General features: G+C 68.7%; 26 protein-coding genes. 19 read left to right on the top strand and 7 right to left on the bottom strand.

Going from position 1 to position 26,411, the window contains the following annotated elements; all coding sequences use genetic code 11:
• Positions 1 to 230: 230 nt before the first annotated feature.
• The 4 genes from lpdA to ACTFO6_RS05725 all read left to right on the top strand — a co-directional run bounded on the left by lpdA (position 231) and on the right by ACTFO6_RS05725 (position 3,291).
• Complete coding sequence (gene lpdA / locus ACTFO6_RS05740; RefSeq protein ID WP_439933496.1) at positions 231 to 2,015, top strand: dihydrolipoyl dehydrogenase; 1,785 nt, start codon at positions 231 to 233, stop codon at positions 2,013 to 2,015.
• Between the two features lie 36 nt (positions 2,016 to 2,051).
• Positions 2,052 to 2,408, top strand: a complete 357-nt coding sequence (locus ACTFO6_RS05735; protein WP_439933495.1) for a DsrE family protein — start codon at positions 2,052 to 2,054, stop codon at positions 2,406 to 2,408.
• Between the two features lie 78 nt (positions 2,409 to 2,486).
• Positions 2,487 to 2,948 carry a GNAT family N-acetyltransferase gene (locus ACTFO6_RS05730; protein ID WP_439933494.1) on the top strand — a complete coding sequence of 154 codons (462 nt, stop codon included), beginning with the start codon at positions 2,487 to 2,489 and terminating at the stop codon, positions 2,946 to 2,948.
• A gap of 163 nt (positions 2,949 to 3,111) precedes the next feature.
• Positions 3,112 to 3,291: a hypothetical protein gene (locus ACTFO6_RS05725; protein WP_439933493.1), complete on the top strand. Its 180-nt coding sequence runs from the start codon at positions 3,112 to 3,114 to the stop codon at positions 3,289 to 3,291.
• Positions 3,292 to 3,311: 20 nt separating this feature from the next.
• Here ACTFO6_RS05725 and ACTFO6_RS05720 read toward each other — a convergent pair whose 3' ends face one another.
• On the bottom strand, positions 3,312 to 4,394 hold the full coding sequence (locus ACTFO6_RS05720) for a glycerophosphodiester phosphodiesterase (RefSeq protein ID WP_439933492.1): 1,083 nt from the start codon (positions 4,392 to 4,394) through the stop codon (positions 3,312 to 3,314).
• Positions 4,395 to 4,458: 64 nt separating this feature from the next.
• On the bottom strand, positions 4,459 to 5,706 hold the full coding sequence (locus tag ACTFO6_RS05715; protein ID WP_439933491.1) for a D-amino acid dehydrogenase: 1,248 nt from the start codon (positions 5,704 to 5,706) through the stop codon (positions 4,459 to 4,461).
• Positions 5,707 to 5,754: 48 nt separating this feature from the next.
• Here ACTFO6_RS05715 and ACTFO6_RS05710 point away from each other — a divergent pair, with 48 nt between their 5' ends.
• A complete protein-coding gene (locus ACTFO6_RS05710; RefSeq protein WP_439933622.1) occupies positions 5,755 to 6,114 on the top strand; it encodes a diguanylate cyclase domain-containing protein in 360 nt (119 codons plus the stop codon).
• Between the two features lie 21 nt (positions 6,115 to 6,135).
• Here the strand turns inward: ACTFO6_RS05710 and ACTFO6_RS05705 are convergent, their stop codons facing one another.
• Positions 6,136 to 7,014: a dienelactone hydrolase family protein gene (locus tag ACTFO6_RS05705; RefSeq protein WP_439933490.1), complete on the bottom strand. Its 879-nt coding sequence runs from the start codon at positions 7,012 to 7,014 to the stop codon at positions 6,136 to 6,138.
• Between the two features lie 243 nt (positions 7,015 to 7,257).
• Between ACTFO6_RS05705 and ACTFO6_RS05700 the strand changes: the two genes are divergently transcribed.
• From ACTFO6_RS05700 to ACTFO6_RS05685, 4 genes are all read left to right on the top strand, one after another.
• On the top strand, positions 7,258 to 7,653 hold the full coding sequence (locus tag ACTFO6_RS05700) for a YqaA family protein (RefSeq protein WP_439933489.1): 396 nt from the start codon (positions 7,258 to 7,260) through the stop codon (positions 7,651 to 7,653).
• A gap of 93 nt (positions 7,654 to 7,746) precedes the next feature.
• On the top strand, positions 7,747 to 11,604 hold the full coding sequence (locus ACTFO6_RS05695; protein WP_439933488.1) for a DUF3683 domain-containing protein: 3,858 nt from the start codon (positions 7,747 to 7,749) through the stop codon (positions 11,602 to 11,604).
• Positions 11,605 to 11,626: 22 nt separating this feature from the next.
• Entirely contained in the window at positions 11,627 to 12,043 is a 417-nt protein-coding gene (locus ACTFO6_RS05690; protein ID WP_439933487.1) for an HIT family protein, read from the top strand.
• An 8-nt stretch (positions 12,044 to 12,051) separates the two neighbouring features.
• Positions 12,052 to 13,611 (top strand): hypothetical protein, encoded by a 1,560-nt coding sequence (locus ACTFO6_RS05685; RefSeq protein ID WP_439933486.1) that lies wholly within the window; start codon positions 12,052 to 12,054, stop codon positions 13,609 to 13,611.
• A gap of 3 nt (positions 13,612 to 13,614) precedes the next feature.
• On the opposite strand, the gene phoR is transcribed toward ACTFO6_RS05685, so the two are convergent.
• Both phoR and phoB read right to left on the bottom strand, forming a co-directional pair.
• Complete coding sequence (gene phoR, locus ACTFO6_RS05680) at positions 13,615 to 14,949, bottom strand: phosphate regulon sensor histidine kinase PhoR (RefSeq protein ID WP_439933485.1); 1,335 nt, start codon at positions 14,947 to 14,949, stop codon at positions 13,615 to 13,617.
• 189 nt (positions 14,950 to 15,138) lie between these two features.
• The gene (phoB, locus tag ACTFO6_RS05675; RefSeq protein ID WP_439933484.1) at positions 15,139 to 15,825 is read right to left on the bottom strand and encodes a phosphate regulon transcriptional regulator PhoB; all 687 of its coding nucleotides are present in this window, start codon (positions 15,823 to 15,825) and stop codon (positions 15,139 to 15,141) included.
• A 160-nt stretch (positions 15,826 to 15,985) separates the two neighbouring features.
• Between phoB and ACTFO6_RS05670 the strand changes: the two genes are divergently transcribed.
• The 6 genes from ACTFO6_RS05670 (at position 15,986) to ACTFO6_RS05645 (ending at position 21,382) form a co-directional block, all read left to right on the top strand.
• Positions 15,986 to 16,396 carry a gamma-butyrobetaine hydroxylase-like domain-containing protein gene (locus ACTFO6_RS05670; protein ID WP_439933621.1) on the top strand — a complete coding sequence of 137 codons (411 nt, stop codon included), beginning with the start codon at positions 15,986 to 15,988 and terminating at the stop codon, positions 16,394 to 16,396.
• Between the two features lie 85 nt (positions 16,397 to 16,481).
• Positions 16,482 to 17,216, top strand: a complete 735-nt coding sequence (gene ubiE, locus ACTFO6_RS05665) for a bifunctional demethylmenaquinone methyltransferase/2-methoxy-6-polyprenyl-1,4-benzoquinol methylase UbiE (protein WP_439933483.1) — start codon at positions 16,482 to 16,484, stop codon at positions 17,214 to 17,216.
• Between the two features lie 61 nt (positions 17,217 to 17,277).
• Positions 17,278 to 18,711, top strand: coding sequence for a CUAEP/CCAEP-tail radical SAM (seleno)protein (locus ACTFO6_RS05660; protein WP_439933482.1), 1,434 nt, complete (start codon positions 17,278 to 17,280; stop codon positions 18,709 to 18,711).
• 11 nt (positions 18,712 to 18,722) lie between these two features.
• Complete coding sequence (locus ACTFO6_RS05655; protein ID WP_439933481.1) at positions 18,723 to 19,433, top strand: TapB family protein; 711 nt, start codon at positions 18,723 to 18,725, stop codon at positions 19,431 to 19,433.
• A gap of 10 nt (positions 19,434 to 19,443) precedes the next feature.
• Positions 19,444 to 20,130: a hypothetical protein gene (locus ACTFO6_RS05650; protein WP_439933480.1), complete on the top strand. Its 687-nt coding sequence runs from the start codon at positions 19,444 to 19,446 to the stop codon at positions 20,128 to 20,130.
• Positions 20,131 to 20,134: 4 nt separating this feature from the next.
• The gene (locus ACTFO6_RS05645; protein WP_439933479.1) at positions 20,135 to 21,382 is read left to right on the top strand and encodes an ATP-grasp domain-containing protein; all 1,248 of its coding nucleotides are present in this window, start codon (positions 20,135 to 20,137) and stop codon (positions 21,380 to 21,382) included.
• A gap of 52 nt (positions 21,383 to 21,434) precedes the next feature.
• On the opposite strand, the gene bamE is transcribed toward ACTFO6_RS05645, so the two are convergent.
• Both bamE and ACTFO6_RS05635 read right to left on the bottom strand, forming a co-directional pair.
• Positions 21,435 to 21,722: an outer membrane protein assembly factor BamE domain-containing protein gene (bamE, locus tag ACTFO6_RS05640; RefSeq protein WP_439933478.1), complete on the bottom strand. Its 288-nt coding sequence runs from the start codon at positions 21,720 to 21,722 to the stop codon at positions 21,435 to 21,437.
• A gap of 52 nt (positions 21,723 to 21,774) precedes the next feature.
• Positions 21,775 to 22,020 (bottom strand): GlsB/YeaQ/YmgE family stress response membrane protein, encoded by a 246-nt coding sequence (locus ACTFO6_RS05635; RefSeq protein WP_439933477.1) that lies wholly within the window; start codon positions 22,018 to 22,020, stop codon positions 21,775 to 21,777.
• Positions 22,021 to 22,205: 185 nt separating this feature from the next.
• Here ACTFO6_RS05635 and ACTFO6_RS05630 point away from each other — a divergent pair, with 185 nt between their 5' ends.
• The 4 genes from ACTFO6_RS05630 (at position 22,206) to ACTFO6_RS05615 (ending at position 26,393) form a co-directional block, all read left to right on the top strand.
• Positions 22,206 to 22,796, top strand: a complete 591-nt coding sequence (locus tag ACTFO6_RS05630) for a ubiquinone biosynthesis accessory factor UbiJ (RefSeq protein ID WP_439933476.1) — start codon at positions 22,206 to 22,208, stop codon at positions 22,794 to 22,796.
• A gap of 91 nt (positions 22,797 to 22,887) precedes the next feature.
• Entirely contained in the window at positions 22,888 to 24,414 is a 1,527-nt protein-coding gene (ubiB, locus tag ACTFO6_RS05625; protein WP_439933475.1) for a ubiquinone biosynthesis regulatory protein kinase UbiB, read from the top strand.
• Positions 24,415 to 24,478: 64 nt separating this feature from the next.
• On the top strand, positions 24,479 to 25,561 hold the full coding sequence (locus ACTFO6_RS05620) for an ABC transporter ATP-binding protein (protein WP_439933474.1): 1,083 nt from the start codon (positions 24,479 to 24,481) through the stop codon (positions 25,559 to 25,561).
• Positions 25,554 to 26,393 (top strand): ABC transporter permease, encoded by an 840-nt coding sequence (locus ACTFO6_RS05615; protein WP_439933473.1) that lies wholly within the window; start codon positions 25,554 to 25,556, stop codon positions 26,391 to 26,393. The genes ACTFO6_RS05620 and ACTFO6_RS05615 overlap by 8 nt, the downstream gene beginning before the upstream one ends.
• The last annotated feature ends 18 nt before the right edge of the window (positions 26,394 to 26,411 follow it).

Here is a 26,411-nt window from a genome sequence, read left to right as displayed (position 1 = left end):
GCTCTTCGTGGGTTCAGGCCCAGGAGACGATTTGGAACCGCGGGTTAGCCGTCAAGCGACGGGCCGTCGATCCAGTTCATCGCCGGGACTTGCCAACAGGAGCATTCTTGGCGAATCTCAAAGGCGCGGGCATTCCCGCCACGAGTGGATCCGGTAGCGCAGTATCCCCAGCATGCGCTCCGCAACCGGAGATGCTGTAAGCAACAAGGCCAGCGCGGAGGAGATCAAAAATGGCCCAGCTCGTTGATATACGCGTCCCCGACATCGGCGACTTCAAGGATGTGCCGGTCATCGACGTCCTGGTCAAGCCCGGCGACCGCATCGAAAAAGAGGCGAGCCTGATCACCCTGGAGTCCGACAAGGCCACCATGGACGTGCCCTCGCCCCGGGCGGGCGTGGTGAAAGAGGTGAAGGTGAAGGTGGGCGACAAGGTTTCCGAGGGCTCCCTCATCCTGACCCTGGAAGCGGAGGCGGCAGAGGCAAAGGCGCCGGCGAAGGCGGAAGCGGCCCGCGCGGAGGTCCCCCCGGCCAATGCACCCGAGCGGCCCGCCGCACCGCCCCCCGCTCCCGCGCCGGCGCCGCCGCCCGCGGCGGTCGCGAAGGGCGATCTTCACGCCGAGGTGCTGGTGCTGGGGGCGGGTCCTGGGGGCTACACGGCCGCTTTCCGCGCCGCCGACTTGGGGAAAAAGGTGGTCCTGGTGGAGCGCTATCCCGCCCTGGGCGGGGTGTGCCTCAACGTGGGCTGCATTCCTTCGAAAGCGCTCCTGCACGTGGCCAAGGTCCTGACCGAGGTCCAGGAGTTGGGGCATGCCGGAATCACGTTCGGGCAGCCCCAGATCGAGCTGGCGGGATTGCGCAAGTGGAAGGAAGACGTGGTGGGGCGCCTGACCAAGGGGCTCGCGGGGCTCGCCAAGCAGCGCCAGGTCCAGGTGGTGCAAGGGGTGGCCGAGTTCAGTGGGCCCCACGCCCTGAAAGTCAAGACCGCCGAGGGGGAAAAGACCCTCACCTTCGACTACGCGGTCATCGCCGCCGGCTCCCAAGCGGCCAAGCTCCCCGGGCTGCCCTACGAGGACCCCCGGGTGATGGATTCCACCGACGCCCTGCGGCTCGACGAAATTCCCAAGCGGCTCCTCGTGATCGGCGGGGGCATCATCGGGCTGGAAATGGCCACCGTCTACCACGCCCTGGGCTCGAAAGTGAGCGTGGTGGAGCTCCTGGATGGACTCATCCCCGGGGCCGACCGGGACGTGGTGAAGCCCCTGGAGAAGCGAATCCGGGCCCGGTATGAAGCGATCTATCTCAAGACCAAGGTCGCCCGGCTCGAGGCCCTGAAAGAAGGCCTCAAGGCCACCTTCGAGGGCGAGCAAGCCCCCGCACCCCAGGTCTACGACCGGGTGCTGGTGGCGGTGGGGCGCCGGCCCAACGGGCACGCCATCCAGGCGCAAGCCGCGGGCGTTCGGGTGGACGAGCGCGGCACCATCCCGGTGGACCGGCAGCAGCGCACCAACGTCGCTCACATCTTCGCCATCGGCGACATCGTGGGCGAGCCTATGCTCGCCCACAAGGCGACCCACGAGGGCAAGGTGGCGGCCGAAGTGATCGCGGGGCTCAAAAGCGCCTTCGACGCCCGGGCGATTCCCTCGGTGGCCTACACCGACCCGGAAGTGGCGTGGATGGGAGCGACGGAGCTCGATCTCAAGGCCCAGGGCATCGCCTACGAGCGGGCGGTGTTTCCCTGGGCGGCGAGCGGGCGGGCCCTCGCCGAAGGCGGCGCCGACGGCCTCACCAAGCTGCTCTTCGACCAGCAGAGCCGGCGGCTCCTGGGGGCGGCCATGGTGGGCCCCAACGCCGGGGAGCTCATCGCCGAGACGGTGCTCGCCCTGGAGATGGGCGCCGACGCCGAGGACATCGGCCTCACCATCCACCCCCACCCCACCTTGTCCGAGACCGTGTGCTTCGCGGCCGAGATGGCGGAGGGGACCATCACCGACCTGTACGTGCCGAAGAAAAAATGAAGCGCCTTCTCTTCTGAAGGGTCAAGGAGGATCGCCATGAAATTCCTGATCGCAGTCTCTTCCGGAACCGACGACCCCACCCGCGCCACCTTGGGCATGATGGCGGCCAAAGTGGCCCGCGAGCAGGGCCACGAAGTGACCGTGTGGCTCCAAGGCGAGGCGGTGGTGATCGCCAACCGCCACGTCTACGACAAGATCCAGGGGGTCAACATGCCCGCCATGCAGGTCCTGGTGGAGGCGCTCCTTTCCCAGAACGTGCCCTTTTGGGTGTGCGAGGCGTGCGGCAAGGGTCGAAACGTGACGCCGGACAATTGGGTCGCCACCGCCACCTACAAGACCATGGGCGATTACGTGGCCGCCGCCGCGACGGCGGACCAGGTGCTCTCCTTCTGATCGGCAGCCCGCCGCCCCATGATCGCCGAAGGCCGGGGACAGACGCGGCAAAGGCCCCTTTCTGCCACGATCCGCCCCATGCAGCCCGAGGAGGCTCCCGAGATCTCCCGCTTCATGCTGGCTGCCTTCGACGAGTTCATGGCCAAGGACTTCGACGAGTGGGGCAAGGCGAGTTTTGCCAAGTTCGCCGCCCCCGAAGCGCTCCTCGCCCGCCAGGCCTACGGCTATCTCACCCTGGTGGCGGAGGAGGGCGGGCGCCTCGCCGGCCTGATCCAGGTGCGCTGGCCGTCCCATATCGTCGCCCTCTTTGTGCGGAAGGAATACCAGGGGCGGGGCATCGGCCGGGCCCTGGTGACCGAGGCCGTGCGCCGGATCGAGATGGAGTGCCCCGAGGCGGAGTTCGTCACCGTGGTCTCCTCCCCCCATGCCGTGGGTTTCTACCGGCGCCTCGGGTTCGAAACGGTATACGCCGACGGCACTCGAAGCGCGAAGCACGGGATGCGCCTGCCCCTCACGAGCGTGGCGGATCCGGAGCATTGAGAAGCCCGAGCGCGCCGCCGGGGCTTTCGTGGACCAGGCTCGGCGGCCAGGGAACTTCCCGGGCGAGAGCGGTCACTGTCCCTTATCGAGGGCCGTCCCAACCGCCGCCGGGTGCCGGGCGGCCGTGAGTCCGTAGCGATCCATCAGGAGGAGGCGACTTCCCGTGGCCAAGAACGTAGAGATCAATCTCACCGTGCGGCTGTCCCTCAAGTTGGCGGAGAACGTGGACTGGGACGACGTCATCCACGACCTGGAATTGTCCCTGGCCGTGCCCAAGGACACGGCCGAGATCGTGGATTTCGAGGTGCTGGACGTCCAGCCCCTCGGCGAGGAAGAAGAGTAAAGACCGGCCCGGGGCGTGGGCTAGCGATTTCCCGCGACGAAAGCGTCCCGCGCCCGCACGCCGACATCGGCCTGGTCGGTGAAGAAGCCGTCGACGCCCGTGGCGAGAAACGCCGCGATCTCCCCTTCCCCGTCCCCCAGGGCGTTGGGGTCGTCGGAGGAGCGTAGGCTCGCCGGCAGAAAGCGGTTCTCGGCGCGGAAGGTGTAGGGGTGCACCTCGAGCCCCACGGCGTGGGCGTTCTTCACGAAATCGCTGGCGTTGGCCGGGTCGAGCCGGCCCTCGGCGTCGGGGGCGAGGATGAAATGATATTTCTCCGGCCCCACCCCGTCGGCGTAAGTCGCGATGTCCGCTAAACCCTGGGGCGTCGCCATCTGGTCGTAGGTGAGCGTCCCGCCCTCCGCTTCCACGTCGTAGGGTTTGCCTTCCCGCCCCAGGAGCTGCACCAGCGGGATCCCGGTCATGCGGTCGAGCTTCTTGAGGTTCCCCACCTCGAAGGACTGGATGAACACCCGCTCTGGAGCCTCCTCGTAGCCGTTGCGGCACAGCATCTCCACCAGGGGCTCTTCCATGGGGAGCCCCAACCGCTGGAAGTAGGTGGGATGCTTGGTCTCCGGATAGAGGCCGATTCTGCGGCCCAGGGCGCGTTCGTGGGCCTTCACCAGGTCGATGATCTCCTGCAGGGTGGGCACCTGGAACTGGCGGTCGAACCGGGCGTTGGCCGGCCGCACGTCGGGGATGCGCTCGATGGCGCGAAGCTGCTTGATCTCCGCCAGGGTGAAGTCCTCGCTGAACCAGCCGGTGACCCCGACGCCGTCCACCACCTTGGTGGTCCGGCGGTCGGCGAATTCGGGCCGGCGCGCCACGTCGGTGGTGAGATCCAGCACGTTGCCGTGCCGCGCGATCAAATGCCCGTCCCGGGTCATGACCAAGTCGGGCTCGATGCAGTCGGCGCCCTGGAGGATGGCCACGGAATAGGCAGCCAGGGTGTGCTCGGGAAGATAACCGCTCGCGCCCCGGTGGGCGATGACGATGGGTTTTTCCCCGCCGTGACGGTTGGGGGCGCAGGGCGGACGGGCTTCGGCGCTCATGGCGTCGATCAGCATAAGCGCCGCCGTCGCCAGGGTAAACAAGCGTGCGCCGAATCCGCCTGGGGATGCCTTGGCCCGATCAGCCCCACCACGGAAATTCGATCGGCGGGTTGCGACCGTCCACCCGATCGGCGAGCACCCGCGCCGAGCCGCAGGCCAGAGTCCAACCCAGGGTGCCGTGCCCGGTGTTCAGGTAAAGATTCTCATAGCGGCGGGAGCGCCCGATCACCGGCACGTTGCCGGGCGTGGCGGGCCGTAAGCCCGTCCAGCATTCGGCGGCGGCCCGATCGCCGGCCCGGGGAAAGAGCTCGAACATCCGGTCCAGGATCAGGGCGCAGCGGCGCGGGTCGAGGGAAAGATCGTAGCCCGCAAGCTCCGCCATCCCCGCCACCCGCAGCCGGTCGCCCAGGCGCGAAAAGACGAGCTTTCGCGCTTCGTCGGTCAGGCTCACCACGGGCGCCCCCTCGCCCGCCGGCACCGTGACCGAGTAGCCCTTCACCGGATAGATGGGCAGGCGCTCGCCCAGGGGCGCGAGGAGCCGCGGGCTATAGCTTCCGAGGCAGACCACGTGGGCGTCGGCGCCCAGGACTTCGCTCCCGCCGCCCGCCGCCACGCGCACGCCCGTCACGCGGCCGCCGCCGGTCTGCAGGCCCTCGATTCGCGTCCCGTAGCGGAAAGCGACCCCGCGCTGGGCCGCCAAAGCGGCCAGCGCTTCGGTGAACTTGCGCGCGTCGCCCGATTCGTCGTCCGGACAGTACAAGCCCCCGTGGATGGGGGCACGGCTCGCCGCGAGGGCGGGCTCCAGGCCCACGCACTCGGCGGCGGACTTGAGCTCTAGGCGCAAGCCCAGGGCGGTCAGCGCCGGAAGCTTCCGCCGCGCCGCCTCGTAGTCTTCCGGCTCGGTGAAGACGTGCAGGATGCCCCGGGCGAGCTGGTCGTACTCGATCCCCGTCCGTGCGCGCAGCTCCCGTAGGCTCGCGCCGCTCAAGCGGGCGAGGGCCGCGATGGCGGCGGCGTTTCTCCGGGTGCGGGCGGGCAGGCATTCCAACAGAAAGCGCGCGCCCCAGGCCCACTGGGCCGCTTCCCACCGCGGGCGGAACTTGAGCGGCGCGTCCTCGCGCCAAAGCCAGCGCAGCAGCTTGGCCGGCGCCTCGGGATTGGCCCAGGGCTCGGCGTGACTCACGGACACCTGGCCGCCGTTGGCGAAGCTCGTCTCCAGCGCCGGGCCGGGTTGACGCTCGACCACCGTGACGCGATGGCCGGCCTCCGCCAGATACCAGGCGCTGGTGACGCCGATCACGCCGGCGCCGAGAACGATGATTTCCATTCCGCTGAGGGGTGCGAAAGCCGCAAATGATGGGGCGGCGACTGCCCGCTGGCAAGGGTAACCCTCCCACCGGCGAGAGGCGCACCGGGCGGGCGATCTTGCCGGGCCAAAACAAAGCGTTGCGTCGGCGCCGCCGGCCTCGCCGACCTAGCGCGGGCCGACGACGCGGCTCCCGTCGGGGAAAAAATCCTCGAGGCCCTCTCGGCGCCGATCTGCACCGCCGGCCACGAGCTCGGCATTTCGTGCAGCATCGGCATCAGCGTCTACCCCGAGGACGGGAAGGACTTCGCCACCCTCACGACCAACGCCGACATGGCCATGTATCACGCCAAGAAGAAAGGGGGCAGCTTCCACTTTTACATGCCGGAGATGCGCGTCCCGGCGCTCGACGGCCCGGCGCACCCTTGACACGGGCCCGCGGGGACGCCCTCAGGCCACCCCGTGCTTCTTGAACCAGGCGAGCATGCGCCGCCAGCCATCCTCGGCGGCGTCCTTGCGATAGGTGGGCCGATAGTCGGCGTGGAAGCCATGGGGCATGCCCTCGTACAGGATGATCTCCGAGGGGCTGCCCGTTTTCTTGAGCGCCGCCCGCATTCTCTCCACCGTGTCGTTGGGGATGCCCTGGTCGGCGCCGCCGTAGAGCCCGAGCACGGGGGCGTGCAGCTTGTCCGCCACATCGATGGGATGGGTGGGCATGGTGGGCGTACGCTCCGCGACGATGCGCCCATACCAGGCCACCCCCGCCTTCAGCCGCGGATTGTGAGCGGCATAGAGCCAAACGATGCGCCCGCCGTAGCAAAAGCCGGTGATGCCCAGGCGCTTCCCGTCACCGAAGCCGCTCTTCTCGGCCCAGGCAACCGCCGCGTCCAGGTCGGACAGCACCTGGGCATCGGGCACCTTGGACACCACGTGCTTGAGGAGGTCGGGGATACTCTCGTACTTGCGCGGATCCCCCTGGCGGTGGAAAAGCTCGGGCGCGACTGCGAGATAACCCAGCTTGGCCAGGCGCCGGCACACGTCCTGGATGTATTCGTGCACGCCGAAGATCTCCTGCACCACCAGGATCACCGGGAACGGCCCGCCCTGATCGGGCATGGCCCGATAGGCGGGGATCTTCCCGTCGGCGGTGGGAACGGACACTTCTCCGTCCACCAGGCCCTTGGAATCGGTCCTGATCAGCGTCTCGGCGTACACGGGCTGCACCGCCAGTGCAAAGCCGCCGGCGAGGAGCCCGGCGACGAAGGCGCGGCGATTCATTTCCGGGGCGGGGCACAGGCTATCGAGCTCTTGCTTGACATGCGGGTCCATGAAGCACTCCTTTCTATGCAGGCGGCCCGGCCCTTTCCCCTTCCCTCTCTCCCACCGGGAGAGGAGATCCCACTTCTTCTTCCCCCAGCGGAGGAAGAAAACCATCCAGTCCCTCCCCCGGGTGAGGGGGGACAGCGGTCAATGGTTCGTCAACCGTTGACCGGAAGTTCAGAGGGTAGCGCCGGGCACGGCGAGTCGGGCCGCTCAATGGTAGATTAAAGCCTTGATGGAAAAAAGACGCCCATGACGGAGCACTGGAGCCTCCTGGCCCTGTTGCTGTCGAGCTTTCTCGCCGCCACCCTGCTGCCGGGCGGCTCCGAGGCGGTCCTCTTCGGCGTGCTTAAGCATTCGCCGGAGCTCTATTTTCCCGCCATCGGGGTCGCCACCCTGGGCAATACCCTAGGCGGGATGACCTCCTATCTGATCGGCCGGCTGATCCCGCCCAAAGAGCCCCTCAAGGGGCTGGCCTTCGTGCGGCGATACGGGAGCGCGGCGCTCCTTTTCGCCTGGGCGCCCGTGGCGGGCGACGCCCTGTGCGTCGCCGCCGGCTGGCTGCGGGTCAACCCCTGGTGGTCGGCGGGCTTCATGGCCCTGGGCAAGCTCGCCCGTTATCTCGCCATCGCCCAGCTCGCGGGATGACAGAGGCGTTGCACCATTATCCCTCCGGCCGTCATGGGTGAGTCCCCTCCCGCAGTGCGGTAAAATTTTCTTTTAAGCCGTCCTGGTGCTGCAGTGGGTCTCGACATTCCGACCGCGCTCCTTCCCGCCGCCGCCCGTCTGCGGGAAATCCCGTACAACTACACCTCGTTCTCCGACCGGGAGATCGTGATCCGCCTCCTGGGGGAGCCCTCCTGGCACCTGATTAACGAGCTTAGGGCCGAGCGGCGCACCGGCCGCTCGGCGCGCATGCTCTACGAGGTGCTGGGCGACATCTGGGTGGTGTCGCGCAACCCCTACCTCCAGGACGACCTGCTCGGGAACCGGGCCCGAAGGAAAGCCCTGGTCGAGGCCCTGCGCCATCGCCTCGCCCTGATCGAGGAGCGGCGCCAAGGCAGCGAAAAGGTGAAGATCCTCCTCGACCGGGCCCACGCCGCTGTGGACGCCTTCGAGGCCGAGTTCGAGGAAGTGGCGAAACTGCGCCGGCGGGTCCTGAGACGCCTTTCCCGGGTGACGCGCCGAGACAACATCCAGTTCGACGGCCTGGCGCGGGTGTCCCACGTGACCGACGCCACCGACTGGCGTGTGGAGTACCCCTTCGTGGTGATCCACCCCGACACCGAGGAGGAGATCGCTCCCATCGTGCGGGCCTGTATCGAGCTCGGCCTCACCCTCATCCCCCGGGGCGGCGGCACCGGCTACACCGGCGGCGCTGTGCCCCTCACCAAGCGCTCGGCGGTGATCAACACCGAGAAGCTGGAGCGCCTGGGGCCGGTGGAGCGGGTGAAGCTCCCGGGGCTCGACCTGGAGGTGCCCACCCTCCTGTGCCAGGCGGGGGTGGTGACCCGGCGGGCCATGGACGCCGCCGAAGCCGAGGGGCTGGTGTTCGCCGTGGACCCCACCTCGGCGGACGCCTCCTGCATTGGCGGCAATATCGCCATGAACGCCGGCGGGAAAAAGGCGGTGCTGTGGGGCACCGCGGTGGACAACCTGGCCGCCTGGCGCATGGTCACCCCCGAGGGACGCTGGCTCACCGTGGAGCGGCTGGACCACAACTTGGGCAAGATCCACGAGGTGGAAGTGGCGCGCTTTCGCGTCACCCGCTATGCCGACGACGGGAAGACCCCGCTGGGCGAACCCGAGATCCTGGAGATCCCGGGCCGCGCCTTCCGCAAGCCGGGGCTGGGCAAGGACGTGACCGACAAGGTGCTCGGGGGGCTGCCCGGCGTACAAAAGGAGGGCTGCGACGGCATCATCACCTCCGCCCGCTTCATCCTGCATCGCATGCCGGCCCACGTGCGCACGGTGTGCCTGGAGTTCTTCGGGAGCGTGCACGAGGCGGTGCCTTCCATCGTGGAGATCAAGGATTATCTGGACCGGCACCCCAAGGCCGTCCTGGCCGGACTGGAGCACCTGGACCAGCGCTACCTCAAGGCGGTGGGCTATGCCACCAAGGCCCGGCGCCACGGGCTGCCCAAAATGGTGCTGATCGGCGACATCGTGGGCGACGACGAGCAGGAAGTGGCCCGCGCCGCCTCCGAGGTGGTGCGCATCGCCAACCACCGGGGCGGCGAAGGTTTCATCGCCGTCACCGCGGAGGCGCGCAAACGCTTCTGGCTCGACCGGGGCCGCACGGCGGCCATCGCCAGGCACACCAACGCCTTCAAGATCAACGAGGACGTGGTCATTCCCCTCCCCCGCCTCGGCGACTACACCGACGGCATCGAGCGGATCAACGTCGAGCTGTCCATCAAGAACAAGCTCCGGCTGCTGGATGCCCTGGAAGAGTTCCTGCAGGGCGATCTTCCGGTGGCGCTGGAGGATGAGTCGATTCCCAAGGCAGAGGTCATCGGCAACCGGGCCGAGCAGGCCCTGGAGCTGATCCGCAATGCCCGGACCCGGTGGCGTTTCCTGCTGGACAACCTGGACCGTGCAATCGGTGCGCTGCCGGCGGACGGACCGGTGGCCTGGCCCGAGGGCGTGGGACCCGAAGACACGGTGTTCGGGGTGCTGCAGGACTACCGGCTGCGGGTGTCCTGGAAAAAAGAGGTACGGGAGCCCCTGCGGCAGATCTTCGGCGGCAAAGCCTTCCAGCCGGCGCTGGAGGCGTGCGAGGCCATCCACCAGCGGGTGCTCAAGAGCCGAGTGTTCGTGGCCCTGCACATGCACGCCGGTGACGGCAATGTGCACACCAACATCCCGGTCAACTCCGACGACTACGAAATGCTTCAGGAGGCCAACGCCGCCGTGCGCCGGATCATGGCCCTGGCCAAGTCCCTGGGCGGCGTCGTCTCCGGCGAGCACGGCATCGGCATCACCAAGCTGGAGTTCCTTGAGCCGGGCGAGGTCGAAGCGTTCCGCGCCTACAAGCAGCGGATCGATCCCAACGGTCACTTCAACCGGGGCAAGCTCCTGCCGGGCGCCGACCTGGCCAACGCCTACACGCCCAGCTTCAACCTGCTGGAGCTGGAGAGCCTGATCCTGGAGCAGAGCGAGCTCAAGGCCATTTCCGACTCCATCAAGGACTGCCTGCGCTGCGGCAAATGCAAGCCGGTGTGCGCCACCCACGTGCCCCGGGCCAATCTCCTCTACAGCCCGCGCAACAAGATCCTGGCCACCTCGCTCCTGATCGAAGCGTTCCTGTACGAGGAGCAGACCCGGCGCGGCGTCGCGCTGGAGCATTTCGACGAGTTCGGCGACGTAGCCGACCACTGCACGGTGTGCCACAAGTGCCGGGCACCCTGTCCGGTGGACATCGACTTCGGCGACGTCTCCATCGCCATGCGCAACTTCCTACGCAAGCAGGGGAAGCAGAAGTTCAACCCGGGCACCTGGGCGGCCATGGCTTTCCTGAACGCCACCGACCCGAACACCATCAAGCTCCTGCGCAAGGGAATGATCGAATGGGGCTACAAGGCCCAGCGGTTCGCCTACGGCTGGGCCAAGCGGCTGGGCCTCGCCCGGGCGCAAACGAGCCGCCCGCCCGCCACCGTGGGCCGGGCGCCGCTCCGCGCCCAGGCGATCCACTTCGTGAACAAGCCCATGCCCGGCAACCTGCCGAAGAAAACCTCCCGGGCGCTCCTGGACATCGAGGACCCGGCCATCGTCCCGGTGATCCGCGATCCCCGCAAGGTGAACGAAGACTCCGACGCGGTATTCTACTTCCCTGGCTGCGGCTCGGAGCGCCTGTTCAGTCAGGTGGGCCTCGCGACGCAAGCGATGCTCTACCACGTGGGCGCCATCACGGTGCTGCCTCCCGGCTACCTCTGCTGCGGCTATCCCCAGACCGCCGCGGGCCAGCACGACCGCGGGCAGGAGATCATCACCGACAACCGGGTGCTGTTCCACCGCTTGGCCAACACCCTCAACTACCTGGACATCAAGACGGTGATCGTCTCCTGCGGCACCTGCATGGATCAGCTCCAGAAGTACGAGTTCGACAAGATCTTCCCCGGCTGCCGGCTGCTGGACATCCACGAGTACCTGCTGGAGAAAGGGGTCAACCTAGAAGGGGTGCAAGGGGTGCGCTACATGTACCACGATCCCTGCCACACGCCCATGAAGACCCATCCGCCGCTCAAGGTGGTGAACGGCTTGATGGGCGGCGGCGTGGAACTCAACGAGCGCTGCTGCGGCGAGGCCGGGACTCTCGCCATGAGCCGCCCGGACGTGGCGACCCAGGTGCGGCTGCGCAAGGAGGAGGAGATCCGCAAAGGCGTGGCGCGCATCCGCGCCCGGGACAACCCGGGCGAGATCAAGATCCTCACCTCGTGCCCGTCTTGTCTGCAGGGGCTCGCGCGCTATAATGACGACGCCGGCACCACCGCCGATTACATCGTGGTGGAAATGGCGCGCCACATCCTGGGGCCCAATTGGCTAGCCGATTACGTCGAACAGGCCAATCGAGGCGGCATCGAGCGGGTGCTGCTGTAAGCCCCTCGCCCGCGCAGCATTCATGAACTGCGAGCTCTGTAAAGGCGGCACGGGCGAAGTGCTCTGGTCGAGCGACCTGTGCCGCGTGGTGCTGGTGGACGAGCCCGACTATCCCGGCTACTGTCGCGTGATCCTCAACCGCCATGCAAAGGAAATGACGGATCTGGCAGCTGGCGAGCGGGCGGCCCTCATGGAGGTGGTGTTCGCCGTGGAGGAGGCGCTGCGCGCAGCGCTCGCGCCGGACAAGATCAACCTGGCGAGCCTCGGCAACCAGGTGCCCCACCTGCACTGGCACGTAATCCCCCGCTGGCGCTCCGACCGCCACTTTCCCGCCGCCGTTTGGGCGGAACCCTGCCGCGCTTCCCGGCCGGCGCCGCCTCCCGCCTGGCGCGAGCGGCTTGCCTCGGCCCTGGACGCCCGGCTGCCGGGGCGCCCTTGAGCCCGTCCGTGTTTGCCAGCCCGCTGCCAATCGCCCGGCCCGAGAAACGCGGCGCCATCGTCGATCGGGCCACCTGCGCCCAGTGGCTCGCCCAGTTCCAGTTGACCGACATCCGCGCGGCGCACCAGGCGCTCTACCGGGAGCTCGCCGCCCTGGGCCAGTATCTTCTCCCGCCGGCGGAGCGACTGCAGATCATGGAGAGCCTGCGGGAGACGGTGACCTACGTGCAGGGCGAGCTAGCCAGGCGCCTGGCGGGCCGCCCGCTGCCCTTGTCGGAGGCCGAGCACGGGGCCTTCATGACCCTGATCGGGATCTGGGCCCAGATGGTGCTCGGCTACCGCCACTGCTTGGAGGCAGGGGCGGGCGCCGCCGAGCGGCCGCTCTTGATCCAGCGCTGCCTGCGCTACACCGGGGTCCAGCTCGTCGATTACGCCCGCATGCGCTACGAGTATCCGGCGCAGCTCTGGGCCCAGCTCCACGGCCTGTACGCCTTCGCAGAGGAGCAGGGCTTCGCCGATGCCAACGTCATGGATGGGCCGGGGGAGGCCAGGCCCAGTAGTTGCCGCACCGCGTACGTGGAGTCCCTGCTCCTGTGCCACGCCAACCCCTTCGAGCTCAGCCCCAAGCAGATCGAGCTCGCCCAGCGCTGGCTGCGCCATTGGAGCGACGCGGTGGCCGTCCTGCGGGCGCCGCGCCGGGGCAACGAGAAGGTGCCCATGCTGGCGGTGCACCTCAAGGGCGGAAGCGGCCTGCAGTCCCTCTCCCACCTCGCCCCCTCCGAGGCGACCCGCTATCTGGACCTGTCCGAGATCAGCAAGACCCTGCGGGTGAAGCAGATCCTGCTGCAGCAGGGACAGAAGCCCGAGTCCCTGGGGCTCGGCCGCGACTGCGAGCAGCCCGGCTGCGGCCAGCTCCTCGCCCAACTGCACCGCTACTGGTGCGAAGGGGCGCCCACCCGCAGCTTCGACCGCCGCCCCTCCATCAACACCGCCCAGGTGTGCTTCGGCATCTCGGCGATATGGCAAATCGCCGCCGGTAGGCCCTTCGCCCAGCCGGGGGCGAAAAGGCGCCCCGCGAGTCCCGCCCAGGCGGCGGGCAAGCCGGCCGCGGGCCCGGTCCAAGAAGAAACCTGGTCGGTCAAGGACGAGAGCGTCCTCGGCATGCGCATCGAGCGCGACGGTCCGGGGGAGCGGCTGCAGGTGAACCAGCTCCTCGCCCTCAAGCTCCCCAACGCGAGCTGGCGCCTGCTGGGCGTGATTCGCTGGCTGGTGGTGACCCGGAGCGGCCAGCTTCAGGCGGGGCTGCGCACCCTGCCCGGCGCGCCCCAGCCGGTGGCGGTGCGGCCGGCGGGCCCCAACGCGGCGTCCAGCGAACCCTATCTGGAAGCCCTGCTCTTGCCCGAGATCCCCTCCCTCAACCTGCGGGGCAGCCTGATCGTGTCCAAGGGGATCTACCAGCCCCAGCGGCTGCTGGAGCTCGCGCGGGACGACGAGACCCGGAAGATCAAGCTGGAGCTGCTGGTGGAGCGGGGCGCCGACTACGAGCGGGTGGGGTTTTCGCCCGCGTGAGCGCTAGGCCACCCCCGCCCGGCTCGGCGGCGCGGAGGCCGTCTCCGGCAGGCGCCGGGCTTCGGGAAAGCGGGCGCTAAAGCGGCTGCCTTTCCCCACCTCGCTTTCGATCTCCAGCACCCCCTGGTGGCGCGAGAGCACGTGCTTGACGATGGCGAGCCCCAGCCCCGTGCCACCCGTCTCCCGGGAACGGCTGCGGTCCACCCGGTAGAAGCGCTCGGTGAGCCGCGGGATGTGATGGGCCTCGATGCCGATGCCGGTGTCCTGGACGCTGAAGACCAGCTCGCCCCCCTCCTCCTTCCACTGGATCTCGATGCGCCCCCCTTCCGGGGTATAGCGGACGGCGTTGCTCACCAGGTTGCCGAAGGCGCTGCGCAGCTCCTCGGGGCTGCCGAGCAACCCGGCGCCGGTCTCGATCTCCAGCCCGATGCGGTGCCGCCCCGCGCTTAAAGAGAGGGCTTCGTGGTGCAGCAGGCGCAGCAGCTCGGGCACGTTCACCCGCTCCTCCCGCAGGGGATTGCGAGCGTCCTCGAGCTGGGACAGGACCAGCAGATCCTCCACCAGCCGCTGCATGCGCTGGGTCTGCTGCCGTAGCAGCTCCAGGGCACGGCGCTGCATCTCCGGGTCCATGCCGGGGCCGTCCGCCAGGTTCTCCAGGAAACCGGCCACCACGGTGAGGGGGGTGCGCAGCTCGTGGGAGACGTTGGCCACGAAATCCCGGCGCACCGTCTCCGCCCGCTCCAGGCTGGTGATGTCCCGGCTGATCAGGAGCTTTTCCGTGTCCCCGTAGGGGATGAGCTGGATGGCGGCGGTCAAGGGCAGGTCCCGCTCCAGCCGGATCACCAGGGGCTCGCGGTAGTTCTGGGCGTTCAGGTATTCCACGAAGCGCGGGTGGCGCACCAGGCGAGTGACCTGCTGGCCCACATCTAGGCGCGGATCGATGCCCAGGTGCTTCGCAGCGGTGGGATTGCACCACTGGATGCGGTCCTGGGCGTCCAGGATCACGATCCCGTCGGGAAAGACGGTGGCGGCCTCCCGGAATCGCCGCAGCGCCACCGCCAGCTCCTCCTGGTTCCGCGCCTGGGCCCGAGTGAGCCGATAGAGATGGGCGAACAGGTGGTCCCAGAGGCCGGTGGTGGCAGGCATGCGGACGGGATCGGGCCGCTGTAGCCACCGGTAAAGGGCCGCCAGGTTGCGCAGATCGTGGGCGAGTAATGCGACCAGCAGGGCGCTCAGGGTGAGGAGCCCCGCGGCGCCGCCGAAGGCCACCCAGGCGATGAGGGAAGCCCCGCTGACCACGGCCGGCCCGATGAGGAGACGCTGCCAGAAGTTATCCACGGCCGTCCAGTATGGCCCGAGAAACAGGCCCGGGAAAACGATGCGATTTTCCCCCGCAGGGAAGGGACCCGTCCAGCGGGCGCCCGGGCGCGGCCCCGCGTCCTTTCATCCCTGGGCAGGAACCCGGGCAAGAAAGGGAGGATTGCCCCACAAAGCGCGCCCCGGATCCCCGGCGCACCCGGGGCGGGGTCAGGACGCGGAAAACCGGTAGCCCGCGCCGCGGACGGTCTGAACGAGACCCGCCTTGCCGGACGGCTCCAAGGCCTTGCGCAGGCGGCGGATGTGTACGTCCACGGTACGCTCCTCCACGAACACGTGGTCCCCCCACACCTGGTCCAGGAGCTGGGCCCGGGAATGGACCCGCTCCGGGTGGGTCATAAGGTAGTGCAGGAGCCGGAACTCGGTGGGTCCCAGGTTGATGGGAACGCCGTCGCCGGCGACCCGATGGGTGGCGGGATCCAGGGTGAGCCCCCCAATGGTCACCGGGTCGTCCGTCATCTGGGGCGCCCGCCGGCGCAGCACGGCCCGGATCCGGGCGATCATCTCCCGGGGCGAGAAAGGCTTAGTGATGTAGTCGTCGGCGCCGGTTTCCAGGGCGTCCACCTTGTCCCGCTCCTCGCTGCGGGCGGTGAGCATGATGATGGGAATGGCCTTGGTGCGCTCGTCGGCGCGCAGCCGGCGTGCCAGTTCGATGCCGCTCGCCCCCGGCAGCATCCAGTCGAGCAATACCAGGTCGGGCAGGGCGCTCTTGACGATGCGCATCGCCTCTTCGGCGCTCTCAGCGTGCAGGGGCAGATGCCCCGCTTGCCGCAAGTTATAGGCGATGAGCTCCTGGATCCCCGGCTCGTCCTCCACCACCAGCACCGTAGCGCTCATCCTGCGCTCCTTTTCCTTCCCTTCGCTGTGGGAAATCGTATGTACCCAATATTACAGCCGCGTGACAAGGACGCGGGCCTTGCTGCCCCGATGCGCCTGTCGGTTTCTCCGCGGGTGGTTTATCATGTTGTTTTACAGCGCTTCTGCGACCTTCAAGCCCATGGCCGGATTGAGCAAGGACGTCCCCCCGCCCACCGAGATCAAGCTGCACCAGGCCTCCAAAGTCCTGGAGATCTCTTTTGCCGACGGCAGGACGTTTCGCCTGCCGTGCGAGTTCCTGCGGGTCTATTCCCCCTCGGCAGAGGTGCGGGGCCACGGGCCCGGCCAGGAAGTGCTGCAGGTGGGCAAAAAAGACGTGACCATCACCCACATCGAGCCCGTGGGCAGCTACGCGATCCAGCTCACCTTCTCCGACGGCCACGACACCGGCATTTATTCCTGGGACCTGCTCTACGAGTACGGCCTCAAGCAAGAGGAGATGTGGCAGCGCTACCTCCAGCGGCTGGAGGAGGCGGGGGCAAGCCGGGAGGCCCAGCCGGGCCAGGAAGTGCCCCGGCCCAAGGGGAAGTGAACGCGAAGCGCCCGAAGGCCTGCGGAGGAGTCCGAAGGCCTGGGGCCAGGCCACCCCGCCGGCCATGAACGGTTGAGTTTTCCCCATGGACAAGACCACCGATTTCGGTTTCCAGAAAGTCCCCGAGCGGGAGAAGGCGGTTCGGGTCGCGGGCGTGTTCCACTCGGTGGCCGGCCGCTACGACTTGATGAACGACCTCATGTCCGCGGGGCTGCACCGGTGGTGGAAGCGTTTCGCCGTTCTACTCTCGGGGGTGCGGGAAGGGGACCGGGTGCTGGACGTGGCGGGGGGAACGGGAGACGTGGCGCGACTCTTCACCCGCCGGGTGGGGTCCCGGGGCGAGGCGTGGCTCACCGACATCAACCGCTCCATGCTGGAGATCGGCCGGGACCGGCTCCTGGAGGAGGGATTGACCCTGCCCGTGGTGCAATGCGACGGGGAAAAGCTCCCGTTTCGCGCCAACGTCTTCGATTGCGTGAGCGCCGCCTTCGGGCTGCGCAACATGACCCGCAAGGAAGCGGCCCTGGTCGAATGGCTCCGGGTGCTCAAACCCGGCGGGCGGGTGATCGTGCTGGAGTTCTCTCGGGTCTGGAAACCCCTGGAGCCCCTCTACGACTGCTATTCCTTCAATGTGCTGCCCCTCCTGGGACGAGTCGTGGCGGGGGACGCCGAGAGCTACCGGTACCTGGCCGAATCCATCCGGGTCCACCCGGATCAGGAGGCGCTCAAGGAACTCATGGAGCAAGCGGGTTTCCAACGGGTCGAGTATTTCAACCTCTCCGCGGGCATCGTCGCGGTGCACCGGGGGTTCAAGGTCTAAAGGGGTAGACGCCCGGAGCCCCGCAGCGCCTCCGGCGGTTTTTTTCCTGCCTCTTCTGCCCATGCGCTCTGAAGCCGCCCCTGCCCAAGCCCGTTCCCGGCGGCCCCTCCAGGCAGTGCTCATCAGCCCCTACGAGCTGGGACGCCAGCCCTTCGCCCTGGCGGAGCCCGCCGCCTGGCTCAAGCGGGAAGGGGTGGAAGTCACCCTGATCGACCTGTCCCTGCAACGCCTGGACGAGCAGGCCCTGGCCCGGGCCGACCTGGTGGGCCTCTCCTTGGGCATGCACACCGCCACCCGCATCGCCCTGGAGGCGCTGCCCCGCATCCGGCGCCTCGCCCCCGGCGCCCACCTGGTGGCCTACGGCTTATACGCGCCGGTGAACGCGGACTTGCTCTGCCGTCTCGGGGTATCCACCGTGCTTGGCGGAGAATGCGAGGGGGAGCTGGCTGCCCTGGTCCGGCGGCTCGCCCGGGGCGAGCCCGTGCCCCGGGAGGGGCCCCGAGTTCCCCTGGACAGGCTGGATTTCCTGGTGCCCGAGCGCCGGGGGCTTCCGCCCCTCTCCCGCTACGCCCGGCTGATCCTCCCGAACGGGTCGCGCAGGACGGTGGGTTTCGTCGAAGCGTCCCGGGGCTGCAAGCATCTGTGCCGCCATTGCCCGGTGGTGCCGGTCTACCACGGGCGGTTTCGTATCGTTCCGGTGGACGTGGTCCTTGCCGACGTCCGCCAGCAGGTGCAAGCGGGGGCGGAGCACGTGTCCTTCGGCGACCCGGATTTTTTCAACGGCCCAACCCATGCCCTGCGGGTGCTGGAGGCCATGCACGCCGAGTTTCCCTGGCTCACCTTCGACGCTACCATCAAGATCCAGCACCTGGTGCAGCACGCCCGCCTCCTGCCCGCCCTGAAGCGGCTGGGGTGCCTGTTCATCACCTCGGCGGTGGAGGCGGTGGATGATCGCATCCTCGCTTGCCTGGACAAGAACCACAGCGCCGCCGACTTCGAGCGCGCCGTCGCCCTCACCCGCGTCCAGGGCATCGCCCTGGCCCCCACCTTCGTCGCCTTCACGCCCTGGAGCACGGTGGAAGGCTACATCGACCTGCTGGCGAAGCTCCTCGAGTTGCGGCTGGTGGAAGCGGTGCCGCCGGTGCAGCTCACCCTGCGGCTGCTCGTCCCCCAGGGATCGTATCTGCTGAACCTGCCGGACTTCCGCGGGCTGATCGAGGATTTCGACCCCCGGATGCTGGGCTACCCCTGGCGCCACCGGGATCCCCGGGTGGACCGGCTCCAGGCCGAAGCGCAGGCCTGGGTAGTCCAGGCGGAGGAGGAAGGGCTCGAGCGCGCGCAGACGTTCGAGCGCCTCTGGCGTATCGCCCACGAAGCCGCCGGCCGGGAGGCGCCGGCCCTTCCCGCCGGCTTCGCGGGCGAACCGATTCCGCGCCTGTCCGAGCCGTGGTATTGCTGCGCCGAGCCCACCGAGCGGCAGCGGCTGAACTTTTAGGGCCCTTCCCCATGAGCCGCTCTTCCCTTCCCCTTGCCGCCGCGCTCCCGGCGCTTGCACTCCTCACGGCCTGCGCCACCATAGCCCCCGTGGGCGACCCTGTGCCAGCGCCCGAGATCCGGGCCGGCGACGCCTGGACCTACGCCGTCTACGACGGCTACCGGGGAACCCGCAAGGGCAGCACCCGGTACACGGTGCAGCAGATCACGCCCCACGGGGTGGTGACGCGGATGGAGGCCGGCGGCCGCCCGGCCACCCGCACCTTCACGCTGGAATGGAACCCCTACACGGACGAGCTTCCCGAGCACCGCATCGCCGATTTCACCCCGCCCTTCCCGGCCTTCGCCTTTCCCCTCCAGGACGGCAAGCGCTGGAGCGCCACCGTCACCGCCGTCGAAGCCGGGACCGGCCGCCGTTACCCGGTGCACGTCTCCGCCCGGGTGGCGGGGCGGGAAACGATCCAGACCCCGGCGGGCGCTTTCGACGCGATCCGCGTCGACCGTTCCATCTACCTGGACAATTACGAATGGTGGCGCAGCGGCACCCGCTGGTACCAGTCCGAGTGGTACGCGCCGGCGGTGGGCCGCTCGGTGCGCTACCAGGACTATTCGGAGTACACCGACTACACGAAAAGCAACGACGAGCCCTTGATCCGGAGCGACATCATCCCGGGCGACAAGACGGTGCTGGAACTCTCCGCCTACACCCCGGCCGCGCGATGAGGGTTTTCCCATGGCGAGCCTTCCACGCATCTCCTTTCTATGCCTCGTGCCGCCGCTCTTCGCCTGCGCCACGCCGGCGCCGGGCCCGGCGGCGCCGGCCCCCGAATTCATGCCCGGAGAGCGCTGGAGCTACCGGCAGGAGAGCCTCTACACGGGGCGTCCCCTAGGGAGTTTTGCCGTCGCGGTGCGGGAAGCGGGGCGGGAGGGGGCGGTGCTCGAGCTCGCGGGCGACGGGCCCGCCGCGTCGGTCTCCCAGGCCCCGAGCGGGATGCCCCTCCAACGATGGGTGGCGGACGGCCGGATGCTGATCCATGCCTCGCCCGGGGCCCTCATCCGCTTCCCCCTGGAAGCCGGGCGGTGCTGGAACGCCCGGGTCGTCCTCCGGGATCTCCACGGCGGCCCGCCGGTGGAGGCCTCGGTTGACGCCTGCGTCGCGGGCATGGAGAAAATCTCCACCCCGGCCGGCAGCTTCGACGCCTACGTGATCCGGCGCTCCCTCTACTTCGTGGAACGGCCGTGGTGGCGCAGCGAGATCCGGCTCTACGAGACCGACTGGTATGCGCCCCAGGCCAAGGCGGTGGTGCGAACCGAGTACGACTCCATTTTTACCGACTACTTCCGCCAGGCCCGGGGCGGGGCCGAAGTGCCCGGGGAAAAGGTGCGGATCGAGCTAGCGGCCCGCACCCAGGCGGGGTGAACCCATGCGGCGCATCCTGCTGCTGCTTCCCACCACCTCCTACCGCAACGAAGCCTTCGCCGCCGCGGCGCGCCGGCTCGGCTTGGAGGTGATCGCCGCCGCCGACTACTGCCACCGGCTCGCCCCCGGGTGGGGGCTGCCTCCGCGCATGGCGGTGCGCTTCGACCGGCCGGAGGCGGCGGCCCGGACCATCCTGGCCGAGCTGGGCGAGCGGCCGGACGCGGTGCTGGCGGTGGACGACGCCGGCCTGGAGCTCGCCGCCGTGCTCTCCGAACGGCTGGGGCTCCCCGCCAATCCCCCGGAGGCGGTGCGGCGGCTGCGGGACAAACTCGCCTTCCGCGCGCTGCTCAGCTCAAGCGGACTCCCCTGCCCGCGCTTCGCCCACCTGGCCGCCAGCGCCGACCCCCTGACCCTCCTCGCCGCCCTGGACCTGCCCGTGGTAGTCAAGGCCCGGCGGCTCTCGGCGAGCCGCGGGGTGATCCGGGCCGACGACGCCCCGGGCCTCGCGGCCGCCGTGGAGCGAGTGCGGGCGATCCAGCGCCGGGCCGACCGGGACGCCGAACGCCTGGGGCTCCTGGTGGAGGAGTTCATTCCCGGGAGCGAGCACGCCCTGGAAGGCCTCCTGGAAGACGGGCGACTCCGGATCCTGGCCCTGTTCGACAAGCCGGATCCGCTCGATGGCCCGTATTTCGAGGAAACGATCCTGGTCACGCCGTCGCGGCTCGCGCCGGAAGTGCAACGCCGCATCGCCGAAACGGTGGAGCGGGCCTGCCGGCTGGCGGGGCTCGTCACCGGGCCGGTTCACGCGGAAGCCCGGGTCCGGGGGGACGAAGTGTGGCTGCTGGAGATCGCCGCCCGCTCCATCGGCGGGCTGTGCGGCCGGGCCCTGACCCAGGCCCTGGGCATGACCCTGGAAGAGCTGGTGCTGCGCCATGCGCTGGGCATGGACGTGCCCGAGCCGCGGACCGAGGATGCCGCCGGCGTCATGATGATCCCCATCCCGCGCCGGGGCATCTTCCGGGCGATCCACAACGTGGAGGCGGCGCTTAAAGTGCCCGGGGTGACCGAGGTGCGCATCACCGCCCAGCCGGGCCAGGTGCTGGCGCCGCCCCCCGAGGGCAACACCTACCTGGGATTCATCTTCTCCCGGGGAGAGCGCCCGGAAGAGGCGGAGTGGGCCCTACGGCTCGCCCATCTGCAGCTCGCCGTGGAGCTCGCCCCCGGGCACCCAGTCGAGACCGCCCATGAATGACCGGGCCTACTGAGCATCCTAAAAACTTGACGGGCGCTCGTGAACTATCCGGCTAGCCTTCTGACCTCCCCTTCACGAACTGTTTGGAGAGCACCTTGCCGTTGACGAACTGGATGTGGATCGCCCCGTCCTTGTCCTTCCACACCGACGAGGTGCCGGACAGGTTGCCGAGGCTGAAGCCGGAAGACTCGGTAGGCTCCCCCAGAAAAGCGACCACTTCTTCCTGGGTCATGCCCGCCTTGATCCTGTCGAAGTTCTCCTGGGTGACCTTGGAGCCGCAGGCCGCCAACACGACCAAGGCCGCGGCGAGCAGGAGGCTGCGCCATCCCTTGTAGCTCATCGTGCTTCCTTCCCTCGGGGGAAACTCCTCTGACATCGGTTTTCAACGGCCCTCACTTGAGCAGCCGCACCAGCACCAGGAGCAGCACGGCGCCCAGCACGGCGATCACCAGGCTGCGGAAGTCGAAGCCGGTCACCGTGCCGAAGCCGAGCTGGGTGCCGATAAAGCCGCCGATCAAGGCGCCGGCGATGCCGATGGCGATGGTGACCACGATGCCGCCGATATCCTTGCCCGGTACCAGCAGCTTCGCCACCACCCCCGCCACCAGCCCGAACACGATCCAGGACAGGATACCCATCAGATGCCTCCTTGGCCGGAAACCTCGCCCTTGCCGGCCGGACCACGGGGGCGCCAGCCGCAAAAGGAAGATTAGCACGGAGGAAATTATCACGGCTGCCGCGCCCGGCCCAAGGGCCGGGTCCATGATCTGGGGCTTTAAGGGTTAAAATCCAGGCCTATCCCGTTGCGATGCCCGTCTTTCCCATGTTGAGCCGCGTTTTCGCCGCCGCCGTCAACCACGCCCTCGAGCAGTCGGGCTGGGCCCGGGAGCGGCTGCGCCGCCACGCAGGCAAAGCGGTGCGCTTCGTCGTCGCGCCTTTCGACGCAACCCTTGCGGTGGGAGAGGACGGCTACGTGGTCGCGCCGCAGGAGGCAGAGCCGGCCCTCACCCTGCGCCTGTCCCCGTTCCTGCTGCCCCGGCTGCTGCTGGAGGAGGAGGCCGCCTACCGGGAAGTGGAGACCGAAGGCGACGCGGCCCTCGCCGCCGACGTGGCCCACCTGTTCCGCCACTTGCGCTGGGACGTGGAGGAAGATCTGAGCCGCCTGTTCGGCGACGTGCTGGCCCATCGCCTGGCGGAGGGGGGCGCGGCGCTCGCCCGCTGGCCGGCCCAGGCGGCCGAAGGCCTCGCCGGGATGCTGGTGGAATACGCCCGGGAGGAGGAGCCCCTTCTCCCTAAGCGGGAGGAAGTCGCCCGCTTCCTGGCCGACGTGGACACCCTGCGGGACGACGTGGAGCGCCTGGAGAAGCGGATCGAGCGGCTGGAAGGCGAAGCCGGGAAAGGTTCGAGCGCTTGACGGTTCCGCTGTTCACCCCGAGCCCCCATCCGCCCGGGGCTGCCCGGCGGCCGCGCCCCCTGTCCCCTCCCGCCGACTCCCTTACTCTGCCATGCGGTTCGCGCGGCTGATCAAGATCGCCTGGGTGATCCAGCGCTTCGGCCTGGACGAGTTCATCCTGGGCCACGAGCGCTTCCGCTGGCTGCGGGGGCTGGTGCGCTTCCTCATGTTCTGGAGGAAGCTGGAGGCGCCCCGGGCGGTGCGCCTGCGCCTGGCCATGGAGGCCCTGGGCCCCATCTTCGTCAAGTTCGGGCAGGTGCTTTCCACCCGCCGGGACCTGCTCCCCGCCGACCTCGCCGACGAGCTGGCCAAGCTCCAGGATCAGGTGCCCCCCTTCCCCTCGCCCCAGGTGGAGGAGATCCTGCAGCGCAACTTCCCTCAAGGCTACCGGCAGGTGTTCCGCGAGTTCGATCTCACCCCGGTGGCGAGCGCCTCCGTCGCCCAGGTGCATCTCGCCGTGCTCCACGACGGGACCGAGGCGGCGGTGAAGGTGCTGCGGCCCGGCATCGAGGCAGTGATCGCCAACGATCTGGCCCTCCTCCAGGTGGCCGCCAGCCTGGTGGAGACCCTGTGGGCCGAGGGCCGCCGGCTCAAGCCCCGGCAGGTGGTGGCCGAGTTCGAGCGCCACCTGCACGACGAGCTGGACCTCATGCGGGAGGCGGCCAACTGCAGCCAGTTGCGCCGCAACTTCGAGCACTCGCCCCTGCTGCAGGTGCCCGAGGTGTACTGGGACTACTGCTCCAGCGAAGTGATGGTGATGGAGCGCATGCACGGCATCCCCATCAGCCAGGTGGAGAGGCTTAAGGCGCAAGGCATCGACATCCCGCTCCTCGCCCGCGCCGGGGTGGAAATCTTCTTTACCCAGGTGTTCCGCAACGGCTTCTTCCACGCCGACATGCACCCGGGCAACATCTTCGTGGGCGAGGACGGCCGCTACATCGCCCTGGACTTCGGCATCATGGGTACCCTCACCGAGGTGGACAAGAATTACCTGGCCCAGAACTTCATCGCCTTCTTCCGCCGGGACTACAAGCGGGTCGCCCAGGCCCACGTGGAGGCCGGCTGGGTGCCCCGGGAGACCCGGGTGGAGGAGTTCGAGGCGGCGATCCGCACCGTGTGCGAGCCCATCTTCGCCCGCCCCCTCAAGGAGATCTCCTTCGGCAAGCTCCTGGTGCGGCTGTTCCAGGTGGCGCGCCGCTTCAACGTGGAGGTGCAGCCCCAGCTCGTGCTCCTACAGAAGACCCTGCTCAACATCGAGGGCCTGGGCCGGCAGCTCGACCCGGACCTGGACCTGTGGAAGACGGCCAAGCCCTTCCTCGAGCGCTGGATGAGCGAGCAAGTGGGTCCCCGGGCCCTGGTGCGCCACCTGCGGGAGGAATCCACCCGCTGGCCGGCCCTCCTGCCCCAGTTGCCTCGGCTCGCCCACCGGGCTCTCACCCGGGCGGCCGATCCCCCCGCCCCTTCCCAGCTCGCCCGGCTGCTGGAGGAGCAGAAGCGCCAGAGCCGGCGTCTCGCCTGGCTCGCCCTCCTGCTCGCCGCCCTGCTGGGGCTCCAGCTCGCCGCCTTTTTCTACCTGTAAAAACGGCTTGGCGCGCCGGCACAGGGTGCTAGAATTGCGTCCCGATTTTCCCCGGAACCGGTTCATGGCGCTCCTGGAGATCCGCAACGTCACCCGCCGCTTCGGCGACTTCACGGCGGTGGATCACGTGAGCCTTTCCATCGAGGCGGGGGAGTTCTTCACCCTGCTGGGCCCCTCTGGCTGCGGCAAGACCACGCTGCTCAGGATGATCGCCGGCTTCGACCTGCCCGACGAGGGGCAGATCGTCCTGGACGGCCGAGACTTGGGCGCCACCCCGCCCGAGAAGCGGCCGATCCACACCGTGTTCCAGAGCTACGCCCTCTTCCCCCACATGACGGTGGCGGACAACGTGGCCTTCCCCCTCAAGATGGCGGGCCGGGACCCGGCCACTATCAAGGCCAAGGTGGCCGAGGCGCTGGAGGCGGTGCACCTCTCGGACAAGGCCGAGCGCTTCCCCCACGAGCTCTCCGGTGGCCAGAAGCAGCGGGTGGCCCTCGCCCGGGGCATCGTCAACCGGCCCCGCCTGCTGCTCCTGGACGAGCCGCTGGGGGCCCTGGACGCCAAGCTGCGAGAGGAGATGCAGCTCGAGCTCATCAAGCTGCAGCGAGACGTGGGCATCACCTTCGTCTTCGTCACCCATTCCCAGGCCGAGGCCCTGGCCCTCTCCCACCGCATCGCCGTCATGAACCGGGGCCGCATCGAGCAGGTGGACGAGCCCTCCCGGCTCTACAGTTTCCCCAAGAGCCGCTTCGTAGCCGACTTCATCGGCAACATCAACCTGATGGAGGCGGAGGTGAAGGAGGCCACCCCCACCCACCTGGTGCTCACCGTGCCCGGGCTGGGGGAAATCCACGCGCCCCCCGCCGACGGCGTGCGGCCCGGGACGAAAGGCGCGTTCGCCATCCGCCCCGAGCAGGTGCGCATCACCACCCCCGGGGCGGCGGAGCTCAAGAACCACTTCCCGGGTAGGGTGCACGATTTCCTCTACGTGGGCGATGTCACCACCTACATCGTGGACCTGGAGAACGGGGCCCGGGTGGAGGCCCTGCTCGCCAACTCGGCCCCGGGCCGGGCCCGTTTCTTCGAGGTGGGGGACCCGGTGGACGTGGCCTGGCGGCACGACGCGGGGGTGTTCCTGAGTGAATAGGATCTCCGGGGGACGGCTGACCCGTGCTCTGGTGAGCGGGCCGCCTTTTCTCTTCCTCCTGCTCTTCTTCTTGCTGCCCTCCGTCATCATGGTGGTGGCCTCCTTCCGCCATCCCGGCGAGTTCGGTGGGCTCGCCCCCCTGTTTCCCGCCGCGCCCGGGGAGGAGGCAGGCCTCACCCTGGAGAACTACCGCATCTTCTTCGGCGACTGGATCTACTTCCAGATCTTCCTCAAGTCCTTCGTGATCGCCGCGCTCACCACCCTGGTATGCCTGGCGATTGCCTATCCCCTGGCGGTGCTCATCGCCCGGAGTCCCCGCAGGTACCGGGACCTCATGGTGCTGCTGGTGGTGCTGCCCTTCGCCAGCAACTTCCTGGTGCGGGTCTACGCCTGGATGATCATCCTGGGGCCCTTCGAGCTGCTATTCACCCGCACGGCGGTGATCGTGGGCATGGTCTACGTGCACCTGCCGTTCATGGTGCTGCCCCTGTACACCAACCTGGAGAAGCACGACCCGGCCCTGCTGGACGCGGCCCAGGACCTGGGCGCCAACGCCTGGCACCGCTTCTGGAAGGTGACCTTTCCGCTCTCCCTGCCCGGGGTCTTCGCCGGCTCGGCCCTGGTGTTCATCCCGGTGCTGGGGATGTTCGCCATCCCCGAAATCCTGGGCGGCATCGGGGACTGGATGGTGGGCAACATGATTAAGGAGGCGTTCCTGGGGGTGCGGGACTGGCCGTTCGGCTCGATGCTGTCCCTCATGCTCACCGTGTGCGTGCTGGCGGTGGCGGGCCTGACGGCCTGGTTCGCGGGGCGGAAGCTGCGCCATGCGTAGGCTGGGCCTCGGCGTCGA

Source organism: Pelomicrobium sp. G1, from assembly GCF_051905455.1.
GTDB lineage: Bacteria > Pseudomonadota > Gammaproteobacteria > Burkholderiales > UBA6910 > Pelomicrobium.
This window is presented reverse-complemented; position numbering and strand designations above follow the sequence as displayed.

Bases quoted from the DNA above. Each gene is read 5' to 3' on its own strand.
- lpdA (WP_439933496.1), top strand. From the start codon at position 231: ATGGCCCAGCTCGTTGATATACGCGTCCCCGACATCGGCGACTTCAAG.
- ACTFO6_RS05735 (WP_439933495.1), top strand. From the start codon at position 2,052: ATGAAATTCCTGATCGCAGTCTCTTCCGGAACCGACGACCCCACCCGC.
- ACTFO6_RS05730 (WP_439933494.1), top strand. From the start codon at position 2,487: ATGCAGCCCGAGGAGGCTCCCGAGATCTCCCGCTTCATGCTGGCTGCC.
- ACTFO6_RS05720 (WP_439933492.1), bottom strand. From the start codon at position 4,394: ATGCTGATCGACGCCATGAGCGCCGAAGCCCGTCCGCCCTGCGCCCCC.
- ACTFO6_RS05715 (WP_439933491.1), bottom strand. From the start codon at position 5,706: ATGGAAATCATCGTTCTCGGCGCCGGCGTGATCGGCGTCACCAGCGCC.
- ACTFO6_RS05705 (WP_439933490.1), bottom strand. From the start codon at position 7,014: ATGGACCCGCATGTCAAGCAAGAGCTCGATAGCCTGTGCCCCGCCCCG.
- ACTFO6_RS05700 (WP_439933489.1), top strand. From the start codon at position 7,258: ATGACGGAGCACTGGAGCCTCCTGGCCCTGTTGCTGTCGAGCTTTCTC.
- ACTFO6_RS05690 (WP_439933487.1), top strand. From the start codon at position 11,627: ATGAACTGCGAGCTCTGTAAAGGCGGCACGGGCGAAGTGCTCTGGTCG.
- phoB (WP_439933484.1), bottom strand. From the start codon at position 15,825: ATGAGCGCTACGGTGCTGGTGGTGGAGGACGAGCCGGGGATCCAGGAG.
- ACTFO6_RS05670 (WP_439933621.1), top strand. From the start codon at position 15,986: ATGGCCGGATTGAGCAAGGACGTCCCCCCGCCCACCGAGATCAAGCTG.
- ubiE (WP_439933483.1), top strand. From the start codon at position 16,482: ATGGACAAGACCACCGATTTCGGTTTCCAGAAAGTCCCCGAGCGGGAG.
- ACTFO6_RS05660 (WP_439933482.1), top strand. From the start codon at position 17,278: ATGCGCTCTGAAGCCGCCCCTGCCCAAGCCCGTTCCCGGCGGCCCCTC.
- ACTFO6_RS05655 (WP_439933481.1), top strand. From the start codon at position 18,723: ATGAGCCGCTCTTCCCTTCCCCTTGCCGCCGCGCTCCCGGCGCTTGCA.
- ACTFO6_RS05650 (WP_439933480.1), top strand. From the start codon at position 19,444: ATGGCGAGCCTTCCACGCATCTCCTTTCTATGCCTCGTGCCGCCGCTC.
- ACTFO6_RS05645 (WP_439933479.1), top strand. From the start codon at position 20,135: ATGCGGCGCATCCTGCTGCTGCTTCCCACCACCTCCTACCGCAACGAA.
- bamE (WP_439933478.1), bottom strand. From the start codon at position 21,722: ATGAGCTACAAGGGATGGCGCAGCCTCCTGCTCGCCGCGGCCTTGGTC.
- ACTFO6_RS05635 (WP_439933477.1), bottom strand. From the start codon at position 22,020: ATGGGTATCCTGTCCTGGATCGTGTTCGGGCTGGTGGCGGGGGTGGTG.
- ACTFO6_RS05630 (WP_439933476.1), top strand. From the start codon at position 22,206: ATGTTGAGCCGCGTTTTCGCCGCCGCCGTCAACCACGCCCTCGAGCAG.
- ubiB (WP_439933475.1), top strand. From the start codon at position 22,888: ATGCGGTTCGCGCGGCTGATCAAGATCGCCTGGGTGATCCAGCGCTTC.
- ACTFO6_RS05620 (WP_439933474.1), top strand. From the start codon at position 24,479: ATGGCGCTCCTGGAGATCCGCAACGTCACCCGCCGCTTCGGCGACTTC.